The organism is Actinomadura sp. 21ATH, from assembly GCF_041951345.1.
Taxonomy (GTDB): Bacteria; Actinomycetota; Actinomycetes; order Streptosporangiales; family Streptosporangiaceae; genus Spirillospora.
The window spans coordinates 402,829-420,610 of record NZ_JBGNUR010000005.1 but is presented as its reverse complement, the minus strand read 5'-3'; the positions used below and the strand labels follow the sequence as shown (position 1 = coordinate 420,610).

16 protein-coding genes are annotated in these 17,782 nt (G+C 74.0%); all 16 read left to right on the top strand.

Annotated elements, in window-relative coordinates; translation table 11 throughout:
* Positions 1-118: 118 nt before the first annotated feature.
* The 16 genes from ACA361_RS19195 to gltB all read left to right on the top strand — a co-directional run bounded on the left by ACA361_RS19195 (position 119) and on the right by gltB (position 17,767).
* Positions 119-325 carry a cold-shock protein gene (locus ACA361_RS19195; RefSeq protein ID WP_018657218.1) on the top strand — a complete coding sequence of 69 codons (207 nt, stop codon included), beginning with the start codon at positions 119-121 and terminating at the stop codon, positions 323-325.
* A gap of 107 nt (positions 326-432) precedes the next feature.
* Entirely contained in the window at positions 433-831 is a 399-nt protein-coding gene (gene hisI / locus ACA361_RS19190) for a phosphoribosyl-AMP cyclohydrolase (RefSeq protein ID WP_375013466.1), read from the top strand.
* On the top strand, positions 828-1,475 hold the full coding sequence (locus tag ACA361_RS19185) for a Trp biosynthesis-associated membrane protein (RefSeq protein ID WP_375013465.1): 648 nt from the start codon (positions 828-830) through the stop codon (positions 1,473-1,475). Before hisI ends, ACA361_RS19185 begins: the two co-directional genes overlap by 4 nt.
* Positions 1,472-2,155 (top strand): winged-helix domain-containing protein, encoded by a 684-nt coding sequence (locus ACA361_RS19180; RefSeq protein ID WP_375013463.1) that lies wholly within the window; start codon positions 1,472-1,474, stop codon positions 2,153-2,155. The genes ACA361_RS19185 and ACA361_RS19180 overlap by 4 nt, the downstream gene beginning before the upstream one ends.
* A gap of 37 nt (positions 2,156-2,192) precedes the next feature.
* Positions 2,193-2,624, top strand: coding sequence for a DUF2752 domain-containing protein (locus ACA361_RS19175; protein WP_375013461.1), 432 nt, complete (start codon positions 2,193-2,195; stop codon positions 2,622-2,624).
* 90 nt (positions 2,625-2,714) lie between these two features.
* Complete coding sequence (gene trpC, locus ACA361_RS19170; RefSeq protein WP_375013459.1) at positions 2,715-3,536, top strand: indole-3-glycerol phosphate synthase TrpC; 822 nt, start codon at positions 2,715-2,717, stop codon at positions 3,534-3,536.
* Positions 3,537-3,723: 187 nt separating this feature from the next.
* Positions 3,724-4,986 (top strand): tryptophan synthase subunit beta, encoded by a 1,263-nt coding sequence (gene trpB, locus ACA361_RS19165; RefSeq protein WP_375013457.1) that lies wholly within the window; start codon positions 3,724-3,726, stop codon positions 4,984-4,986.
* Positions 4,983-5,801 (top strand): tryptophan synthase subunit alpha, encoded by an 819-nt coding sequence (gene trpA, locus ACA361_RS19160; protein ID WP_375013455.1) that lies wholly within the window; start codon positions 4,983-4,985, stop codon positions 5,799-5,801. The genes trpB and trpA overlap by 4 nt, the downstream gene beginning before the upstream one ends.
* A 173-nt stretch (positions 5,802-5,974) precedes the next feature.
* A complete protein-coding gene (locus ACA361_RS19155; protein ID WP_375013453.1) occupies positions 5,975-6,460 on the top strand; it encodes a vitamin K epoxide reductase family protein in 486 nt (161 codons plus the stop codon).
* Positions 6,461-6,502: 42 nt separating this feature from the next.
* Positions 6,503-7,273, top strand: coding sequence for a DsbA family protein (locus ACA361_RS19150; protein ID WP_375013452.1), 771 nt, complete (start codon positions 6,503-6,505; stop codon positions 7,271-7,273).
* A gap of 144 nt (positions 7,274-7,417) precedes the next feature.
* On the top strand, positions 7,418-8,152 hold the full coding sequence (locus tag ACA361_RS19145) for a DsbA family protein (protein WP_375013450.1): 735 nt from the start codon (positions 7,418-7,420) through the stop codon (positions 8,150-8,152).
* A gap of 59 nt (positions 8,153-8,211) precedes the next feature.
* Entirely contained in the window at positions 8,212-9,507 is a 1,296-nt protein-coding gene (lgt, locus tag ACA361_RS19140; protein WP_375013448.1) for a prolipoprotein diacylglyceryl transferase, read from the top strand.
* Between the two features lie 24 nt (positions 9,508-9,531).
* Entirely contained in the window at positions 9,532-10,230 is a 699-nt protein-coding gene (locus ACA361_RS19135) for a VIT1/CCC1 transporter family protein (RefSeq protein WP_375013446.1), read from the top strand.
* A gap of 71 nt (positions 10,231-10,301) precedes the next feature.
* Positions 10,302-11,111 carry a hypothetical protein gene (locus ACA361_RS19130; RefSeq protein WP_375013444.1) on the top strand — a complete coding sequence of 270 codons (810 nt, stop codon included), beginning with the start codon at positions 10,302-10,304 and terminating at the stop codon, positions 11,109-11,111.
* A 1,105-nt stretch (positions 11,112-12,216) separates the two neighbouring features.
* Positions 12,217-12,948, top strand: coding sequence for a hypothetical protein (locus tag ACA361_RS19125; protein WP_375013442.1), 732 nt, complete (start codon positions 12,217-12,219; stop codon positions 12,946-12,948).
* Between the two features lie 262 nt (positions 12,949-13,210).
* Positions 13,211-17,767 carry a glutamate synthase large subunit gene (gene gltB / locus ACA361_RS19120; protein ID WP_375013440.1) on the top strand — a complete coding sequence of 1,519 codons (4,557 nt, stop codon included), beginning with the start codon at positions 13,211-13,213 and terminating at the stop codon, positions 17,765-17,767.
* The last annotated feature ends 15 nt before the right edge of the window (positions 17,768-17,782 follow it).

Genomic DNA, 17,782 nt, shown 5'->3' with positions numbered 1-17,782 from the left:
CTGATGGCAGCGGGCGTTTTGGCTTTTCCGGGACCGTACCGGGAGGCGAGAGCGTTCCGCAGCGACCGCGCTGGGCCCGCGAGGTGTGTGGCCCATGTTTTGCCGCAAGGAGAAAGACATGCCCCAGCAGGGCACCGTGAAGTGGTTCAACGCCGAGAAGGGCTTCGGTTTCATCGCCGTCGACGGTGGTGGCCCGGACGTGTTCGTGCACTACTCGGCGATCCAGAGCTCCGGGTACCGCACCCTGGACGAGAACCAGCGCGTCCAGTTCGAAGTGACGCAGGGTAACCGGGGTCCGCAGGCCGACCAGGTCGTCCCCCTGTAACAACAGTTACACCCTAGCCGTGCGCAGGGCCCGCACCCCGGTTCCGGGGTGCGGGCCTTGTCGTGTCCGGTGCGGGACACGGGGCGGGAGCGGGCACAATGGATCCCATGTCCGCACCCGCGTCCAATCTGGACCCCAAGATCGCCGACCGTCTCAAGCGCGACGAGAACGGCCTCTTCCCGGCCATCGCGCAGCAGTACGACACCGGTGAGGTGCTCATGCTGGCCTGGATGAACGACGAGGCCCTGCACCGCACCCTGACCACCGGCCGCTGCACGTACTGGTCGCGCAGCCGCCAGGAGTACTGGGTGAAGGGCGAGAGCTCGGGCCACCAGCAGTGGGTCAAGTCGGTCGCGCTCGACTGCGACGGCGACGCGGTGCTGGTGAAGGTCGACCAGGTGGGCGGCGCCTGCCACACCGGTGACCGCACCTGCTGGGACGCCGACGAGCTGGACGCCGTGGTGGGCGAGCGCCCCGAGGAGCCCGGGGAGTCTGACGCGCAGTGACGCCGAGCCGTGAGCGCGGCCTCGCCGCGCTGGTGTGCGCGGCCGGGGCCGGGCTCACGCTGCTGGCCGCCGGCCGGCCCTGGGCCTCGGTCCGCGCGCGCGACGCCATCACCCCGTTCGCGCAGGAGCTGGCCGGGCGCGATCTGAGCACCGTCCCGGGCGCCCTGGGCTGGGCCGCGCTGGCCGGGCTGGCGGCGCTGTTCGCGACGCGCGGCCGGGTGCGCGCCGGCGTGGGCGCGCTGCTGGCGCTGTTCGGCGCCGGCATCGGGTACGCCGCCGTGACGTCCGTCCAGCGGGCGGACGTGGCCGCCGCCGCGGGGGAGAAGAGCGCCATGCTGCGGCTGGCGGGGAGCCTCTCGGTCGATGTCGCGCCGTGGTGGGCGGTCTCCCTGGCGGGGGGCGTCCTGCTGGTGGCCGCGGGCCTGTTCACGCTGGTGCGGGGCGCGCGCTGGCCGGGGATGTCCGCGCGGTACGAGCGCACCCGCGCTCCGGAGGGGGAGGCCAAGGCCGCCTCCAAGGGCTCGGGCTCGGGGGCGGGCTCGAAGGGGAAGCGTCCCGCCGCGCCCGAGGCCGACCCGGCCGGGCTCTGGAAGTCCCTGGACCGGGGCGAGGACCCCACGGCGGCCGAAGAACGCCGGGCATGACCGCCGACGGCGGCGGGCTCGTCCTGGTGGTCGAGCACGAGGCGGCCGTGGCGGAGCTCCAGCGCCGCTACCTCGCCCGCGCCGGCTACGACGTGCGGATCGAGGCCGACCCGGCCCGGGCCCCCGCCGAGACGGGGCGGCTGCGGCCGGATGTGGTCGTCCTGGACCTGTCGGACGCCGCGCGGCCCGCCGATCTGTACCGGCGGGTGGCCGAGGCGGCGGGCGCCGCCCCCGTCGTGGCCGTCACCGCCGGGCCGGGCGAGCCGGACGCGACCGGCGCGGCCGCCGCGTGCGGCCTGGGCGAACATCGGGTGGCGCGCCCGTTCAGCCCGCGCGTCCTGGTGGCGACGGTGGCCGAGGCGCTGCGCCGCGGCGCGCCGGGAACGCCGCCGGGGGAGCTGCGGGCCGGTCCGGTCGTCCTGGATCCGCGCGCCCGCAGCGTGCTCGTGGGCGAGCGCGGCGTCGCCCTCACCGTCACCGAGTTCGACCTGCTGGAGTTCCTGATGGGGAACGCCGGCCGCGTGTTCACGCGCGAGCAGCTCCTGGACGCCGCGTGGGGGCCGGGGGCGGGCGCCGGCAGCCGCACCGTCGACGTCCACATCGCCCAGCTGCGCGCCAAGCTCGGCGAGGGCAGCCCCATCCGCACCGTGCGCGGCGTCGGGTACGTCCTGGACGCCTGACGCGCGCCCCGCGCGCCGCACGTCCTACGCTGGACGCGTGGCAGAGGCACCCGTGCGACGTCCCCCGGCGCCCTCGCGGCGCGCCCTGGCCGCGCCGCTGGGCGTGCTGGGCGCGGTGTCGGCCGCGGCGGCGGTGGTCGCGTTCCTGGACCCGCACGAGCCGGGGCACTACCCCACGTGCCCGTCCCTGGCGCTGACGGGCTTCTACTGCCCCGGCTGCGGCGGGCTGCGGATGGCCCATTCGCTGCTGCACGGGGACGTGCCGGCGGCGTTCGGCATGAACCCCCTGGTCATGCTGCTGCTGCCGGTCGCGGCGTACCTGTGGGCCCGGTGGACGGTGAGCGCGGCGCGGGGCGTCCCGATGCGGTCCGTCCTCATCCGGCCACCGGTGCTGTACGGGTTCCTTGGGGTGCTTGTTTTGTACGGGATTGTACGGAATATGCCGTTTGCCCAGGTGCTCGCGCCGTAGCGCCCCGGCGCTCAGGGGCGGGTGCGGGCGGTGTCCGCGGGTGCGGCTACGATCGGTCCACGGAACGACCGGAGCGAGGGGGCCTACAGCGTGAGCGGGCAGACCGGCAGCGTGCTCGACGAGATCATCGAAGGCGTCAGGGCCGATCTCGCCGACCGGCAGCGTGAGGTTTCGCTCGACGACCTCAAGCGCAAGGCGGAGGCCGCCCCGGCCCCGCGCGACGCCCTGGGCGCCCTGCGCGGCGCGGGCGTCTCGGTCATCGCCGAGGTGAAGCGCAGCAGCCCGTCCAAGGGCGCGTTGGCCGCGATCGCCGACCCGGCGGCCCTGGCCCGCGACTACGAGGCCGGCGGCGCGAAGGTGATCAGCGTGCTGACCGAGCGCCGCCGCTTCGGCGGCAGCCTCCAGGACCTCGCCGACGTGCGGGCCAACGTCGACATCGCGGTGCTGCGCAAGGACTTCATCGTCAGCTCCTACCAGCTGTGGGAGGCGCGCGCGTACGGCGCCGACGTGGCGCTGCTGATCGTCGCCGCCCTGGAGCAGGACGCGCTCGTCTCGCTGGTCGAGCGGGCCGAGTCGATCGGCCTGCTGCCGCTGGTCGAGGCGCACACCGAGGAGGAGGTGGCGCGCGCCGTCGACGCGGGCGCCAAGGTCATCGGGATCAACGCCCGCGACCTGAAGACCCTCAAGGTCGACCGCGACGTGTTCGCCCGGCTCGCGCCGCTCGTCCCCAAGAACGTCGTCCGGATCGCCGAGTCCGGCGTGCGCGGCCCGCACGACCTGCTCGCCTACGCCTCGCGCGGCGCCGACGCGGTGCTGGTCGGCGAGAGCCTGGTGACCGGCCGGGACCCGCGCGCCGCCGTCGCCGACCTGGTCGCCGCCGGCGCCCACCCGGCGCTGCGGCAGAGCGGCTGACCGGCGCCGGGCGGGGCGGCGGGACCGAGTAGGGTACGGGCATGCGGAACGAGTCATTGGAGGGGGCGGGCCCCTCCCGGGGACCGGCGGTGTCACTGCGCGAACGATGGCGGGTCCATCCGGCATCTCACTGAGATGTGAACGCTGACCGGAACGGCCTCCCATCACTTCGACAGGACAATCTCTGATGACCACCGACACCGGCCCCGGCGCCCCCGGGGCCTCCGCCGCCGTGCCCGACGCCACCGGCCACTTCGGCCTCTTCGGCGGGCGGTTCGCCCCCGAGGCGCTGATGGCCGCGCTGGACGAGCTGGACCGCGCGTTCGCCGAGGCCCGCCGGGACCCGGCCTTCGTCGCCGAGCTCGACGGCCTCCTCAAGGACTACGCCGGGCGGCCCAGCCTGCTGACCGAGGCCCGGCGGTTCGCCGAGCACGCCGGCGGCGCCCGGATCCTGCTCAAGCGGGAGGACCTCAACCACACCGGCTCGCACAAGATCAACAACGTGCTGGGCCAGGCGCTGCTCACCCGCCGGATGGGCAAGAAGCGCATGATCGCCGAGACCGGCGCCGGCCAGCACGGCGTGGCCACCGCCACCGCCGCCGCGCTGCTCGGCCTGGAGTGCACCGTCTTCATGGGCGAGGTCGACACCGAGCGGCAGGCCCTCAACGTCGCCCGGATGCGGATGCTGGGCGCCGAGGTCGTCCCCGTGCGGAACGGCAGCCGCACCCTCAAGGACGCCTGCAACGAGGCGTTCCGCGACTGGGTCGCCACCGTCGAGGACACCCACTACTGCGTCGGCTCCACGATGGGCCCGCACCCGTTCCCGATGATCGTCCGGGAGCTGCAGCGGATCATCGGCGTGGAGGCCCGCGCCCAGGTGCTGGAACTGGCCGGCCGGCTGCCGGACGCGGTCGTCGCCTGCGTCGGCGGCGGCTCCAACTCCATCGGCGCCTTCCACGCCTTCGTCGACGACGCCTCCGTGCGGCTGTGCGGCTTCGAGGCCGCCGGCGACGGCGTCGAGACCGGCCGGCACGCCGCGACGATCTCCGCCGGCCGGGTCGGCGTGATCCACGGCATGCGCACCTACCTGCTGCAGGACGAGGACGGCCAGACGATCGAGTCGCACTCGATCTCGGCCGGCCTGGACTACCCGGGCGTCGGCCCCGAGCACTCCTGGCTGCACGACACCGGGCGGGCCGAGTACGAGCCGATCACCGACGCCGAGGCGATGGAGGCGTTCTCGCTGCTGTGCCGCACCGAGGGCATCATCCCGGCGATCGAGTCGGCGCACGCCCTGGCCGGCGCGATCAAGGTCGGCCGGGAGCTCGGCCCGGACGGGCTCATCGTCGTCTGCCTGTCGGGCCGCGGCGACAAGGACATGCACACGGCCGCCGAGTACTTCGGGCTGATGCCCGGGAGCACCGGCGGGACCGAGGGAGAGGCCAAGTGACCGCCCAGCTCGCCTACGACAGGGCCAAGGCGGAGGGGCGCTCCGCGCTCGTCGGCTACCTGCCCGCCGGCTTCCCCAGCTACGAGGGCGCGATCGAGGCCGCCAAGGTCATGGTCGACGCCGGCTGCGACGTCATCGAGCTCGGCCTGCCCTACTCCGACCCGATGATGGACGGCCCCGTCATCCAGGACGCCGTCCACCGGGCCCTGCTCGGCGGGATCCGCGTCGCCGACGTGCTCCGCACCGTCGAGGCCGTGGCCGCCACCGGCGTCCCCACCCTCGTCATGACGTACTGGAACCCCGTCGACCGGTACGGCGTGGACGCGTTCGCCCGCGACCTGAAGTCGGCCGGCGGCGCGGGCCTGATCACCCCGGACCTGTCGCCCGAGGAGGCCGGCCCCTGGCTGGAGGCGTCCGACGCGCACGGCCTCGACCGGGTCTTCCTCGTCGCGCTCAGCTCCACCGACGAGCGGATCGACACGATCACCCGGAACTGCCGCGGCTTCGTGTACGCCGCCTCCCTCATGGGAGTGACCGGCGCCCGTACCGCGGTCGACACCGGCGCGCCCCGCCTCGTCGAGCGCACCCGGACGATCATGGAGCGGAACGGGAGCACCGTCCCGGTCGGCCTCGGCCTCGGCGTCAGCGACGGCGCCCAGGCCGCCGAGGTCGCCGCCTTCGCCGACGGCGTCATCGTCGGGTCGGCGTTCGTCCGCCGCCTCCTGGACGCCCCCGACCTGCCCACCGGCCTGAAGGACCTGCGCGTCCTGACGACCGAGCTGGCCACGGGCGCCCGGAACCCGGCCGGCCGCTGAACCGTTCTCCCCGGCGGGGCCCCACCCGGCCGCACGAAGGCGCCGCGGCGCCGTGTTCCGAACGCGGAACTTATGCGGCGTCCCTTAAGGTGAGTCCCGCCGGGAGCGGCGCGCCCGCACACCGGCACCCCTGAACGGCTTCCCGGTGATGTGCGCGCACGGAAGGATCAGCGATGGTGCAGCACGCCGAGGCGCGGGACGAGCAGACGGCCGCGCCCCCGGCCCGCCCGCGATGGCTCCTCGTCGCGATGTGGGCCCTCACCCTCGCCGGCCTCGGCGTCTCCGCCTACCTGACGGTGACGCACTACAACGAGGGCGCGATGGTGTGCTCCACCACCGGAACGGTGGACTGCCACTCCGTCACCACCAGCGAGTACTCCGAACTGCTCGGCATCCCGCTGCCGCTGCTGGGCCTGGCGTTCTTCGCCGGCTTCGCCGCGCTGATCACGCCGCCCGCGCTCCGCGCGGAGCACCCGGCCCTGCGCTGGGGGCGGCTGGCGAGCGTCTGCGTGGGCCTGCTGTTCGTGGTCTACCTGCTGACCGCCGAGTTCATCCTGGGCAAGATCTGCCTGTGGTGCACCGGCGTGCACGCCATCACTATCCTGCTGTTCGTCCTTGTCCTGTTCGATGAGTTCCGGCGGATCGGCGATGCCGACTAGCAGGGTCGGCCCCTCCGCACGGTGTCCCCATAGGAGATCCACATGAGCAAGGCCGCACGAGAGCGGAGCGCGCGGGAGCGGCTCGCCGCCGAGCGCAAGCGCCAGGCGGCGCGCGCGAAGCAGCGGCGGCTGCTGGGCATCGTGATCGGCGCGGTGGTCGCGGTGGCGCTGGTCGTGGTGGTCACCGTGATCGTCCTGGACCAGCGGGGCAAGCGCGACCAGAAGGCCGTCGCCTACACCGGCCCGCAGGCTCCCCTCTCCCGCGAGGCCGACGGCTCGATCGTGATGGCCAAGCAGGGCGTCACCGCCCCCGTCCTGGAGGTCTTCGAGGACTTCCAGTGCCCGGCCTGCAAGAGCATGGAGGAGGCCACCGGCAAGACGATCAAGGAGCTGGCGGCCGAGGGCAAGGTCAAGGTCGTCTACCGCCCGTTCCACCTGTTCGGCGAGCAGCGCGACCCGATCAAGAGCAACTCGTTCCGGTCGGCGGCCGCCGCCCTGTGCGTCCCGGCCGACAAGTGGCTCTCGTACCACGACGCCCTGTTCAAGTTCCAGCCGCGCGAGGGCTCGGCGGGCTTCGCCAACGAGGACCTGGTCGCCTGGGGCAAGGACGTCGGCGTGACCGACCCCAACTTCGAGAAGTGCGTGACCGACCAGCAGAAGAAGGCCCAGGTCGACTCGATGACCAAGTACGCGCTGGAGGAGCGCAAGGTCACCGGCACCCCGAGCGTCTTCCTCGACGGCCGCAAGCTGGAGAACGAGGTCGGCGACCCCGACGCCCTGCGCAAGGCCGTCACGGACGCCGCCAAGAAGTAGCCCGCCGCACGAGCGCGCGAGCGCCGCGGATCCCGGCCGGGGATCCGCGGCGCTCCTCTTGACGGACTCTTCACCGCCGCCTTCCTCCCGCGCCCCGCCGGTTTCGTTAGCCTCGATCCCGCGGGTTCCGAACAGGGGGGACGGATGAGCACGTCGCGATGGGACCGCCGGGGCCCCGGCGAGGCGGGCCGCCGGCTGCTGGCCGTGCTCGGCGCCGTGGCCGTCCTCAGCGCCACCGTCGGCGCGTTCGCCCTGCTGCGCCGCCCGGCCGAGACCGGCGCCGCCGCCACGGCCGGCTCGTACGACGCCCCCGTCTCCAGCGTGTGGCGGGCCTCCGACGGGTCCGTCGCGGTCGCCGGCGGCGGCGTCCGGTGGCCCCTCCTGGAGATCTACACCGACTACCGGTGCGCGTCCTGCGCGGAGATGGAGGACGTCACCGGCTCCACGATCAGGCGGCTGGCGTCCCAGGGGCGGGTTCGCGCCGTCTACCGCCCGGTGGCGTTCGAGGCCGCCGAGCCGGCCGCGTCCGCCGCCCGCCGCGCCGGCAACGCCTCCCTGTGCGCCCCGCCCGGCAACTGGCTCGCCTACCACGGCGCCCTGTTCACCCGCGGCCCGATGGAGGGCGCCGGCGCCTTCACCGCCGCCGACCTCGTCGCCCTCGCCCGCGACACCGGCATCGCCGACCCGGCGTTCGGCGGCTGCGTCACCGGCGGCCTGCGGACCGCCCTGCTCGACCGGACGACCCGCGAGGCGCGCGGCGCGCGCGGCGTCCAGGAGGTCCCGGCCGCGTTCCTGAACGGCACGCGCCTCGACCTCCGGGAGCAGCTCCTGGACCCGGCCCGGCTGGAACGGGCCATCCACACCGCCGCCCGCCCCTGACGGGCGATCTTGCCGGGGCGGGACCACGTGCTCCGCCAAAGGCGGTAACGTCATCGCTCATGCAGCCGGTGGCCTTCATCCCGAGTCCCTCCCAGGGCGTCTGGCATCTGGGACCCGTCCCGCTCCGCGCCTACGCCCTGATGATCATTCTTGGCATCATCGTCGCGGTCTGGCTGGGCGAGCGGCGCTGGGCGGCCAAGGGCGGCACCCCCGGGACGATCATCGACGTCGCCGTGTGGGCCGTGCCGTTCGGCCTGGTCGGCGGCCGGGTCTACCACGTGGTCACCGACTACCAGCGGTACTTCGGCGAGGGCCGCGACCCGGTGGACGCGCTGAAGATCTGGGAGGGCGGCCTCGGCATCTGGGGCGCGGTCCTCTTCGGCGGCATCGGCGCCATGATCGCCTGCCGCCGCCGCGGGATCTCGGTCGCCGCGCTCGGCGACGCCGCCGCGCCCGGCATCGTGCTCGCGCAGGGCATCGGCCGCTGGGGCAACTACTGGAACCAGGAGCTGTACGGGCGGCCGCTCGACGCGTTCTGGGCCCTGGAGATCGACCAGGCGCACCGCCCCCGGCTGTCCGACGGCAGCCCCGACCCGCAGTACGCCGACCTCGCCACCTACCACCCGGCGTTCCTGTACGAGTTCCTGTGGTGCACCGTGCTGGCCGTCGTCCTGGTCTGGGCCGACCGGCGCTGGAAGCTCACCCACGGCCGCCTGTTCGCCCTCTACGTGGCGGGCTACACCCTCGGCCGCTTCTGGATCGAGTGGCTGCGCATCGACGACGCCCACGAGATCCTGGGCCTGCGCCTCAACAACTGGACGGCCCTGCTCGTCTTCCTCGGCGCCGTCGCGTACATCTCCTGGGCCCGCACGAAGACCGGCCCGGAGGCCGTGGGCGCCCCGCCCGAGTCCGGTGTCCCGGCGCCCGAGGCCCCCGCCACGGCCGGGCAGGAGCCCGCGGCGGAGGAGGCGGTCACGCTGACGAAGCCCGCCGGCTCCGCCGAGGAGGACACCCCGCCCGCCCCCGCCGAGGAGAAGGCGGAAGAGGCGGAGGAGGCGGACGAGAAGGCCGAGGACGAGGCGGAGGACGAGAAGCCCGCCGAGGCCGAGCCGACCGACGAGGAGCCCGCCGCGGAGGAGGAGGCCGAGGCGCCTCAGGAGTCCGCGGCCGCGGAGAAGCCCGCCGAGCCGGCGGACGCCGAAGAGCCCGCGGCCCCCTCGGCCGGCACCGCGGACGCCGCGGAGGAGCCGGAGGACGGGCCCGCCGGCCCCGCCGATGACGCGGCGGGGAAGAATCGGGACAGTGAGGGCGACGGCGAGGCCGCCAAGGGCGAACCCGTCAAGGACCCGAAGTAGCGGAGAGTCCGGCGAGGGGGCGCGTTGACGGCCGAGCACCACCACCAGCACCGCGACGTCACCGGAGGCTGGCTGCGCCCGGCGGTGTTCGGCGCGATGGACGGGCTGGTGTCCAACTTCGCGCTGATCGCCGGGGTGGCGGGCGGCCAGGCGTCCCGCGAGGTCGTGCTGCTCACCGGGATGGCGGGCCTGGCGGCGGGCGCGTTCTCGATGGCCGCGGGGGAGTACATCTCCGTCTCCTCCCAGTCCGAGCTGGCCGAGGCCGAGATCGAGGTGGAACGGCTCGAGCTGGCCCGGCACCCCAAGGCCGAGCTGCGGGAGCTGGCCGAGGTCTTCGAGGGGCGCGGCGTGGACCCCGAGCTGGCCGCCGAGGTGGCGCGGCAGCTGTCGCGCGACCCGGAGGAGGCGCTGGAGATCCACGCCCGCGAGGAGCTGGGCGTCGCGCCGGGCGACCTGCCCTCGCCGACGCTCGCGGCGGTGTCGTCGTTCCTGTCGTTCGCCGTGGGCGCCCTCCTGCCGGTGCTGCCGTACCTGTTCGGGACGGGCTCGCTGTGGCCCGCGGCGGTGCTCGCGGCGCTCGGGCTGTTCGGCGCGGGCGCCCTCGTCGCGCGCGTGACGACCCGTTCCTGGTGGTTCGGCGGGCTGCGCCAGCTGGCCTTCGGCGCCGCCGCGGCGACCATCACCTTCGGCGTCGGAGCGCTCATCGGCGCGAACGGTCTGTGACCGCGGATCGATCTGGGCGAAACGACCTTTTGGGCCCGCGAGGGGCACCTGTACCGCTAAGCTCCCGGACTGTGATCGAGGCTCGTGACACAGACGCATCCCCCAAGGACGGCGGTACGGACATCCGGCCCGGAGGCGGCAGAGCCGATCGCCGCGCCAAGCCCGCACGGTCGCGGCTGCCGCTGATCATCGGGGCGGCCGTGCTCGCGGTCGCGGTGGCCGGCGGTGTCATCGCGTTCTTCGTGCTCGGCGGCGAGGAGGAGGCGACCGGCGCGCCCGGCAACGGCGCCCAGATCTCCCCGGTCGCGTACACGCCGCAGACGTCCGACAAGGACATGGCCAAGCTCGCCCAGCGCAGCGCCGACCAGCGCCCGGTCACCCAGGGCGAGGCGTTCCCGGCGGACGTGAAGAGCGTCGCGTACCAGAAGTACACCTTCACCCTCGCCGCCTCGCAGCTGTCGAACGACTGCAAGGCCGTCACCTGGGGCCAGCGCCTCCAGGCGGACCTGGCCAGGCACCAGTGCTCGCAGATCGCCCGCGGCGCGTACGTCAGCCAGGACAAGCAGCACGTCGGCCAGTTCATCGCGGTGAACCTGGCGTCCCAGGACGGCGCCGAGCAGATCGTCCGCACCCTGGACCCCGCCACCGGCGCCGGGTTCGTGCTGCCGCTGACCGCGCCCGGCACGCCCGACTTCGCGAAGGGCTTCAGCGCCGCGTACGCGCAGGCGTACGGCCACTACGCGGTCATCACCTGGGTCCAGCGGGCCGGCGGCGCCCAGCCCGCCTCGCTCAACGAGATGATCGACACGAGCCTGGCGATCGAGAAGCCGGCCGACTTCGTCTGGGGCCGCCTGGAGCTCGTCGACGGGACCCAGCGTTGACCCCCGCCGGACGCTAGCCCGCGCCACCGTGGACCGGAACGAACCCCGCCGCCCGGCCGCCCAGGACCAGCCCCGGATCCCGCGCCCGCGCCGCCCCGCTCCCGAAGCCGCCCGCCCCCGCCCGGAGGCCCCGCCCCGTCCCGCACGCGGCGGCCGCCCCGCCGCTCCCCGCCAGAGCGGCCCGCAGCGCCTCCCGGGCGGCGCGCCCCAGGGCCCCGCGCGCCGCGACCCGGTCCCCGACCCGCGCCGCCCCCAGCCGCCCGAGGCCCGCGCGGAGGGCGGCGACCGCCGCCGCCGCGGCCGCCCGCCCGAGTCCCGCGAGACGGGCCCGCAGCGGCCCTCGCGCAGGCCTTCCCCTCGGGACCCCGGCCGGACCCCGCGCCGCGACGGCGCCCCGGAAGGCGCCCGCCCCTCCGGCCCGGGCGAGAACGCCCCGCAGCGCCCGCCGTCCGGCGGCCCGCGGCGACGCGGCGACCGTCCGGCGGACGCGAGGAAGAGCGGCCCGCAGCGGCTGCCGGGCGCCGAGGGCACGAGCCGTCCCGGCCCCAGAAAGCGACGAGACGACCGTCCCGCGGAAGCCCGGGAGAGCGGCGCGCAGCGCATGCCGGGCACGGACGGCGCCGGCCGCTCCAGGCCGGGAAAGCCTGGCCGGCGGGACGACCGCTCCGCCGAGGGCGGCCGCTCCAGGCTAGGAAGGCCCGGGCGGCGGGACGACCGCCCTGCGGAAGCCCGGGAGAGCGGCGCGCAGCGCCTGCCGGATACGAAGGGCGCAGGGCGTTCCGGCCCCAGGAGGCCCGGGCGGCGGGACGAGCGTTCCGCTGAGGTGCGGGAGAGCGGCGCGCAGCAGCTGCCGGGCGCGGCGGGTGCGGGACGTTCCGGTCCTGGAAGGCCGGGGCGGCGGGACGAGCGCCCGGCCGAGGGGCGCGGGCGGGCCGGGATCGGCGGGACGCGGCGGGGTGAGCGTCCGCCGGGAGGGCCTCGCGGGAACGGTGCGCGGCCGGCGGCGCGGGATGATCGACTCGGTGAGTCGCGGGAGGGTCTGGCAAGCTCGGACGCTGTGTCTTCTTCCAAGCGGAGCCGTTCCGGCCCAGGGCGCGGTGGTGAGGTGCGCCAGAAGGGCGGCCGGAAGGGTGGAACGTACCAGCGTTCACGTGTCTACTTCCTCGCCGCGGGCGGGCTCGGGGCGGTCATCGTCCTCGCGCTCGCCGTCGTGCTCGTGACCGGCGGGGACGGCGAGGCGCCCGCGAGGAAGGGGCCCGCGGCGTCGGTCGGGCAGGTGGCGCAGAGCGGGGTCTCGCCCGCGTCCTACTCCAGCTCGCCGTCCACCGGGGCCTACGCGAAGATCGAGCAGCGGTCGGCCGACGCGGCGCCGCTGACGGAGGGGGAGGCGTTCCCCGACGCGAAGCTGCCGGTGCCCGGCGCGGACGCGGAACTCTCGCTGAAGGGCAAGCGGCTGGACGGCGACTGCGGCGCGGCCGTCTGGGGCACGGGCGTGGCCGAGGTGCTGCGGCAGGGGGCCTGCACGCAGGCGGCGCGGGCCGTGTACGCGGACGGGGATTACGCGCTGACCGTCGCGGTGTTCAACCTGGCGGGCAAGGAGAGCGCGGACCGGCTGGTCGCGACGCTCGGGACGGGCGGCGGGTTCGTGCGGCCGCTGGACGGGTCCGGCCAGGGGTTCTCGATGGCGCGCGGGCTGGCGATGGGGCACTACGCGGTCGTGTCGTGGGCGCAGCGCGCGGACGGGAAGGGCGACGCCCAGGACGAGGCGCTGCTCTCGCTGCTGATCGAGGGCGGGAAGGCGCCGGGGCCGCTGGGACGGGCGGCGCGCGCCTCTTGACCGGCTCCTGACCGGGCTAAACATCCACCGGTCGTGATGATGATCACCGAGGTCACGGCGAAGCGCTGAAAATCGGGCCCGCTATCCTGGTCTAAACCAGTCGGGGATCCCCATAAGTGATCGACGCGTGGAAGTTTCGCGATCCGGTCCGGTCGGGCATGATCCCGGCAGTGAGGTAATGTCCTCATACCGCAGCAGGGCCAACGTCGTCCCGAGCCTGCACTGACCTAGAAGCAGTGACATGACGACGACGGGAGGGTTGATGGCTGCTGCCGCCCTCGGACCCGGCCTGCCCCAGAACCAGGGGCTGTACGACCGGGCCAACGAGCACGACGCCTGCGGGGTCGGCATGGTCGCCGATCTGCACGGCCGCAAGAGCCACGACATCGTTCAGAACGCCCTGACCGTCCTGAAGAACCTCGATCACCGCGGCGCCGTGGGCGCCGAGCCGGACGACGGCGACGGGGTCGGCATCCTCGTCCAGATCCCGGACGCGTTCTTCCGCGAGGTCTGCGACTTCCCCCTTCCCGAGGCGGGCGGGTACGCCGCCGGCATCGCGTTCCTCCCGGTGGACGCCGAGGAGCGCGCGGCCGCGGTGGCGCACGTCGCGAAGCTGTGCGAGGAGGAGGGCCTGGCGGTCCTCGGGTGGCGCGAGCTGCCGTTCGACCCCGCCTTCGCGGGCCCGGCGGCGCGCCGGGCGATGCCGCACTTCGCGCAGCTGTTCATCGCCCCGGCGGGGGACGGCCCGCACGCGGGCACGACGGGCCTCGAACTGGACCGGGCCGTGTTCTGCATGCGCGAGCGCGCCGAGCAGGACGTCCGGGTCTACTTCCCGAGCCTGTCCAGCCGGACGATCGTCTACAAGGGGATGCTGACGACCCCGCAGCTGGAGCCGTTCTTCCCCGACCTGTCGGACCGCCGGTTCGCGAGCGCGATCGCGCTGGTGCACTCGCGGTTCTCGACGAACACGTTCCCGGCGTGGGAGCTGGCGCACCCGTACCGGTTCATCGCCCACAACGGCGAGATCAACACGGTCAAGGGCAACCGCAACTGGATGCGCGCCCGCGAGGCGCTGCTGAAGTCGGACCTGCTGCCCGGCGACCTGTCCCGGATCTACCCGGTGATCGACATCGAGGCCAGCGACACGGCGTCGTTCGACGAGTGCCTGGAGCTGCTGCACCTGGGCGGGCGGTCGCTGCCGCACGCGGTGCTGATGATGATCCCCGAGGCGTGGGAGAACCACACCGAGATGGACCCGGCGCGCCGGGCGTTCTACGAGTTCCACTCGACGCTGATGGAGGCATGGGACGGCCCCGCGAGCGTCACGTTCACCGACGGCACCGTGGTCGGCGCCGTCCTGGACCGCAACGGGCTGCGCCCCGGCCGGTACTGGGTGACCGACGAGGGCTTCGTCGTGCTGGCCAGCGAGGCCGGCGTGCTGGACATCCCGTCCGACAAGGTGGTGCGGAAGGGCCGGCTCCAGCCCGGCAAGATCTTCCTGGTGGACACCGCGGCCGGCCGGATCGTCGAGGACGACGAGGTCAAGGCCGAGCTGGCGGCGGCGCACCCGTACGGGGAGTGGCTGCACGAGGGGCTCGTCCGGTTCGAGGAGCTGCCGCGCCGCGACCGCGAGGTCCCCACGCACGAGACGCTCGTCAAGCGGCAGCAGACGTTCGGCTACACCCTCGAAGAGCAGCGGATCATCCTCACCCCGATGGCGCGGACGGGCGCGGAGCCGATCGGCTCGATGGGCACCGACACCCCGATCGCGGTGCTGTCGGAGCGGCCGCGGCTGCTGTTCGACTACTTCAAGCAGCAGTTCGCGCAGGTCACCAACCCGCCGCTGGACGCGATCCGCGAGGAGCTGGTCACCTCGCTCCAGTCCACGCTGGGGCCGGAGGGCAACCTGCTGGAGCCGGGTCCGGAGTCGTGCCGGCGGCTGGTGCTGCCGACGCCGATCCTGGACAACGACGAGCTCTCCAAGATCATCCATATCGATGACGAGGGCGACCTGCCGCACCTGCGGGCGCACGTCGTGCACGGCCTGTACGACGTCACCGGCGGCGGTGAGGCGCTGGAGCACCGGCTGGAGGAGATCTGCGCCGAGGTGTCGGACGCGATCTCCGGCGGCGCGCGGATCATCGTGCTGTCGGACCGCGGCTCGGACGCCTCCCGCGCGGCGATCCCGGCGCTGCTGCTCACCGGCGCGGTGCACCACCACCTGATCCGGGAGAAGACCCGCACCCGGGTCGGCCTGGTGATCGAGACGGCCGAGGCCCGCGAGTGCCACCACATGGCGCTGCTCATCGGGTACGGCGCGTCCGCGATCAACCCGTACCTGGCGCAGGAGACCATCGAGGACCTGATCGCCACCGGCGTGGTCGAGGACCTGGACGCCCCCACCGCGGTACGCAACCTGATCAAGGCGTACGGCAAGGGCGTCCTGAAGATCATGTCCAAGATGGGCGTCTCCACGGTCGCGTCGTACACCGGCGCGCAGATCTTCGAGGCGATCGGCCTGGGCGCCGAGGTCATCGACCGCTGCTTCACCGGGACGACGTCCCGGCTGGGCGGCGTCGGCTTCGGCGTGCTGGCCCGCGAGGTCGCCGAGCGGCACCGCCGCGCGTACCCGGCGAACGGGAACGAGGCGGCGCACCGCACGCTGGAGGTCGGCGGCGAGTACCAGTGGCGGCGCGAGGGCGAGCGGCACCTGTTCAACCCGGAGACGGTGTTCAAGCTCCAGCACGCCACCCGCACCCGCAGGTACGAGATCTTCAAGGAGTACACCTCGTCGGTGGACTCCCAGTCCGAGGCGCTGATGACGCTGCGCGGGCTGTTCGACCTGAAGGAGGGCGAGCGGCCGCCGGTCCCGATCGACGAGGTCGAGCCGGTCTCGGAGATCGTCAAGCGGTTCTCGACCGGGGCGATGTCGTACGGCTCCATCTCGGCGGAGGCGCACGAGACCCTCGCGATCGCCATGAACCGGCTGGGCGGCAAGTCCAACACCGGCGAGGGCGGCGAGGACCCGCGGCGGTTCACCCCCGACGCGAACGGCGACCTGCGGCGCAGCGCGATCAAGCAGGTGGCGTCCGGCCGGTTCGGGGTGACCTCCGAGTACCTCACCAACGCCGACGACATCCAGATCAAGATGGCGCAGGGCGCCAAGCCCGGCGAGGGCGGGCAGCTGCCCGGCCACAAGGTGTACCCGTGGATCGCCAAGACCCGGCACTCCACGCCCGGGGTGGGCCTGATCTCGCCGCCGCCGCACCACGACATCTACTCGATCGAGGACCTGGCGCAGCTGATCCACGACCTGAAGAACTCCAACCCGGCGGCGCGCGTGCACGTCAAGCTGGTCGCCGAGGTCGGGGTCGGGACGGTCGCGGCGGGCGTGTCGAAGGCGCACGCCGACGTGGTGCTGATCTCCGGGCACGACGGCGGCACCGGCGCGTCGCCGCTGACCTCGCTGAAGCACGCCGGCACGCCGTGGGAGCTCGGCCTGGCCGAGACCCAGCAGACGCTGCTGCTGAACGGCCTGCGCGACCGCATCGTCGTGCAGACCGACGGGCAGATGAAGACCGGCCGGGACGTGGTCATCGCGGCGCTGCTGGGCGCCGAGGAGTACGGCTTCGCGACCGCGCCGCTGGTGGTGTCGGGCTGCATCATGATGCGGGTCTGCCACCTGGACACCTGCCCGGTGGGCGTCGCCACCCAGAACCCGGTGCTGCGGCAGCGGTTCAGCGGCAAGGCCGAGTTCGTGGTGAACTTCTTCGAGTTCATCGCCGAGGAGGTCCGCGAGTATCTCGCGGCGCTGGGCTTCCGGTCGCTGGACGAGGCCATCGGCCGCGTCGAGATGATCGACACCCGCCGCGCGGTCGACCACTGGAAGGCGAACGGCCTGGACCTGACGCCGATCCTGCACAGGCCCGAACTGCGCGAGGGCGCGGCGCTGCGCCGCACCGCCGAGCAGGACCACGGGCTGGAGAAGGCGCTGGACAACACGCTGATCCAGCTGGCCGAGGGCGCGATCGCGTTCGGCGACAAGGTCACCCTCGACCTGCCGATCCGCAACGTCAACCGCACCGTCGGCACGATGCTGGGCCACGAGGTGACCAGGAAGTGGGGCGGCGAGGGCCTGCCCGACGACACCATCGACGTCACCTTCACCGGGTCGGCGGGCAACTCGTTCGGCGCGTTCCTGCCGCGCGGGATCACGCTGCGGCTGACCGGCGACGCCAACGACTACGTCGGCAAGGGCCTGTCCGGCGGGCGCCTCACGGTGCGGCCGCACCCGGACGCGGCGTTCGCGGCCGAGGAGCAGATCATCGGCGGCAACGTCATCCTGTACGGCGCCACCTCGGGCGAGCTGTACGCCCGCGGCATCGTCGGGGAGCGGTTCTGCGTCCGCAACTCCGGCGCCACCGCGGTGGTCGAGGGCGTGGGCGACCACGCCTGCGAGTACATGACCGGCGGCCGCGCGGTCATCCTCGGCCGTACCGGGCGCAACCTGGCGGCCGGCATGTCCGGCGGCATCGCGTACGTGCTCGACCTGGTCGCCGAGCGGGTCAACCCCGGGATGGTCGACCTGGAGCCGCTCACCGGGGACGACGCCGACTTCGTCCGTACCCAGGTGGAACGGCACCTGGCCGAGACCGGGTCCGAGGTCGCCGCGAGGCTGCTGGCGGACTGGGACGCCGCCGCGGCCCGCTTCACCAAGATCATGCCGCGGGACTACCGCCGCGTCCTGGAGGCCGCCGCCAAGGCCGAGGCCGAGGGCCGGGACGTCGACGAGGCCATCATGGCCGCCGCGCAGAGCTGAGAGGGGGACTCCGAG

Coding starts and splice junctions, on each gene's coding strand:
- ACA361_RS19195 (WP_018657218.1), top strand. CDS start 119: ATGCCCCAGCAGGGCACCGTGAAGTGGTTCAACGCCGAGAAGGGCTTC.
- hisI (WP_375013466.1), top strand. CDS start 433: ATGTCCGCACCCGCGTCCAATCTGGACCCCAAGATCGCCGACCGTCTC.
- ACA361_RS19180 (WP_375013463.1), top strand. CDS start 1,472: ATGACCGCCGACGGCGGCGGGCTCGTCCTGGTGGTCGAGCACGAGGCG.
- trpB (WP_375013457.1), top strand. CDS start 3,724: ATGACCACCGACACCGGCCCCGGCGCCCCCGGGGCCTCCGCCGCCGTG.
- ACA361_RS19155 (WP_375013453.1), top strand. CDS start 5,975: ATGGTGCAGCACGCCGAGGCGCGGGACGAGCAGACGGCCGCGCCCCCG.
- ACA361_RS19150 (WP_375013452.1), top strand. CDS start 6,503: ATGAGCAAGGCCGCACGAGAGCGGAGCGCGCGGGAGCGGCTCGCCGCC.
- ACA361_RS19145 (WP_375013450.1), top strand. CDS start 7,418: ATGAGCACGTCGCGATGGGACCGCCGGGGCCCCGGCGAGGCGGGCCGC.
- lgt (WP_375013448.1), top strand. CDS start 8,212: ATGCAGCCGGTGGCCTTCATCCCGAGTCCCTCCCAGGGCGTCTGGCAT.
- gltB (WP_375013440.1), top strand. CDS start 13,211: ATGGCTGCTGCCGCCCTCGGACCCGGCCTGCCCCAGAACCAGGGGCTG.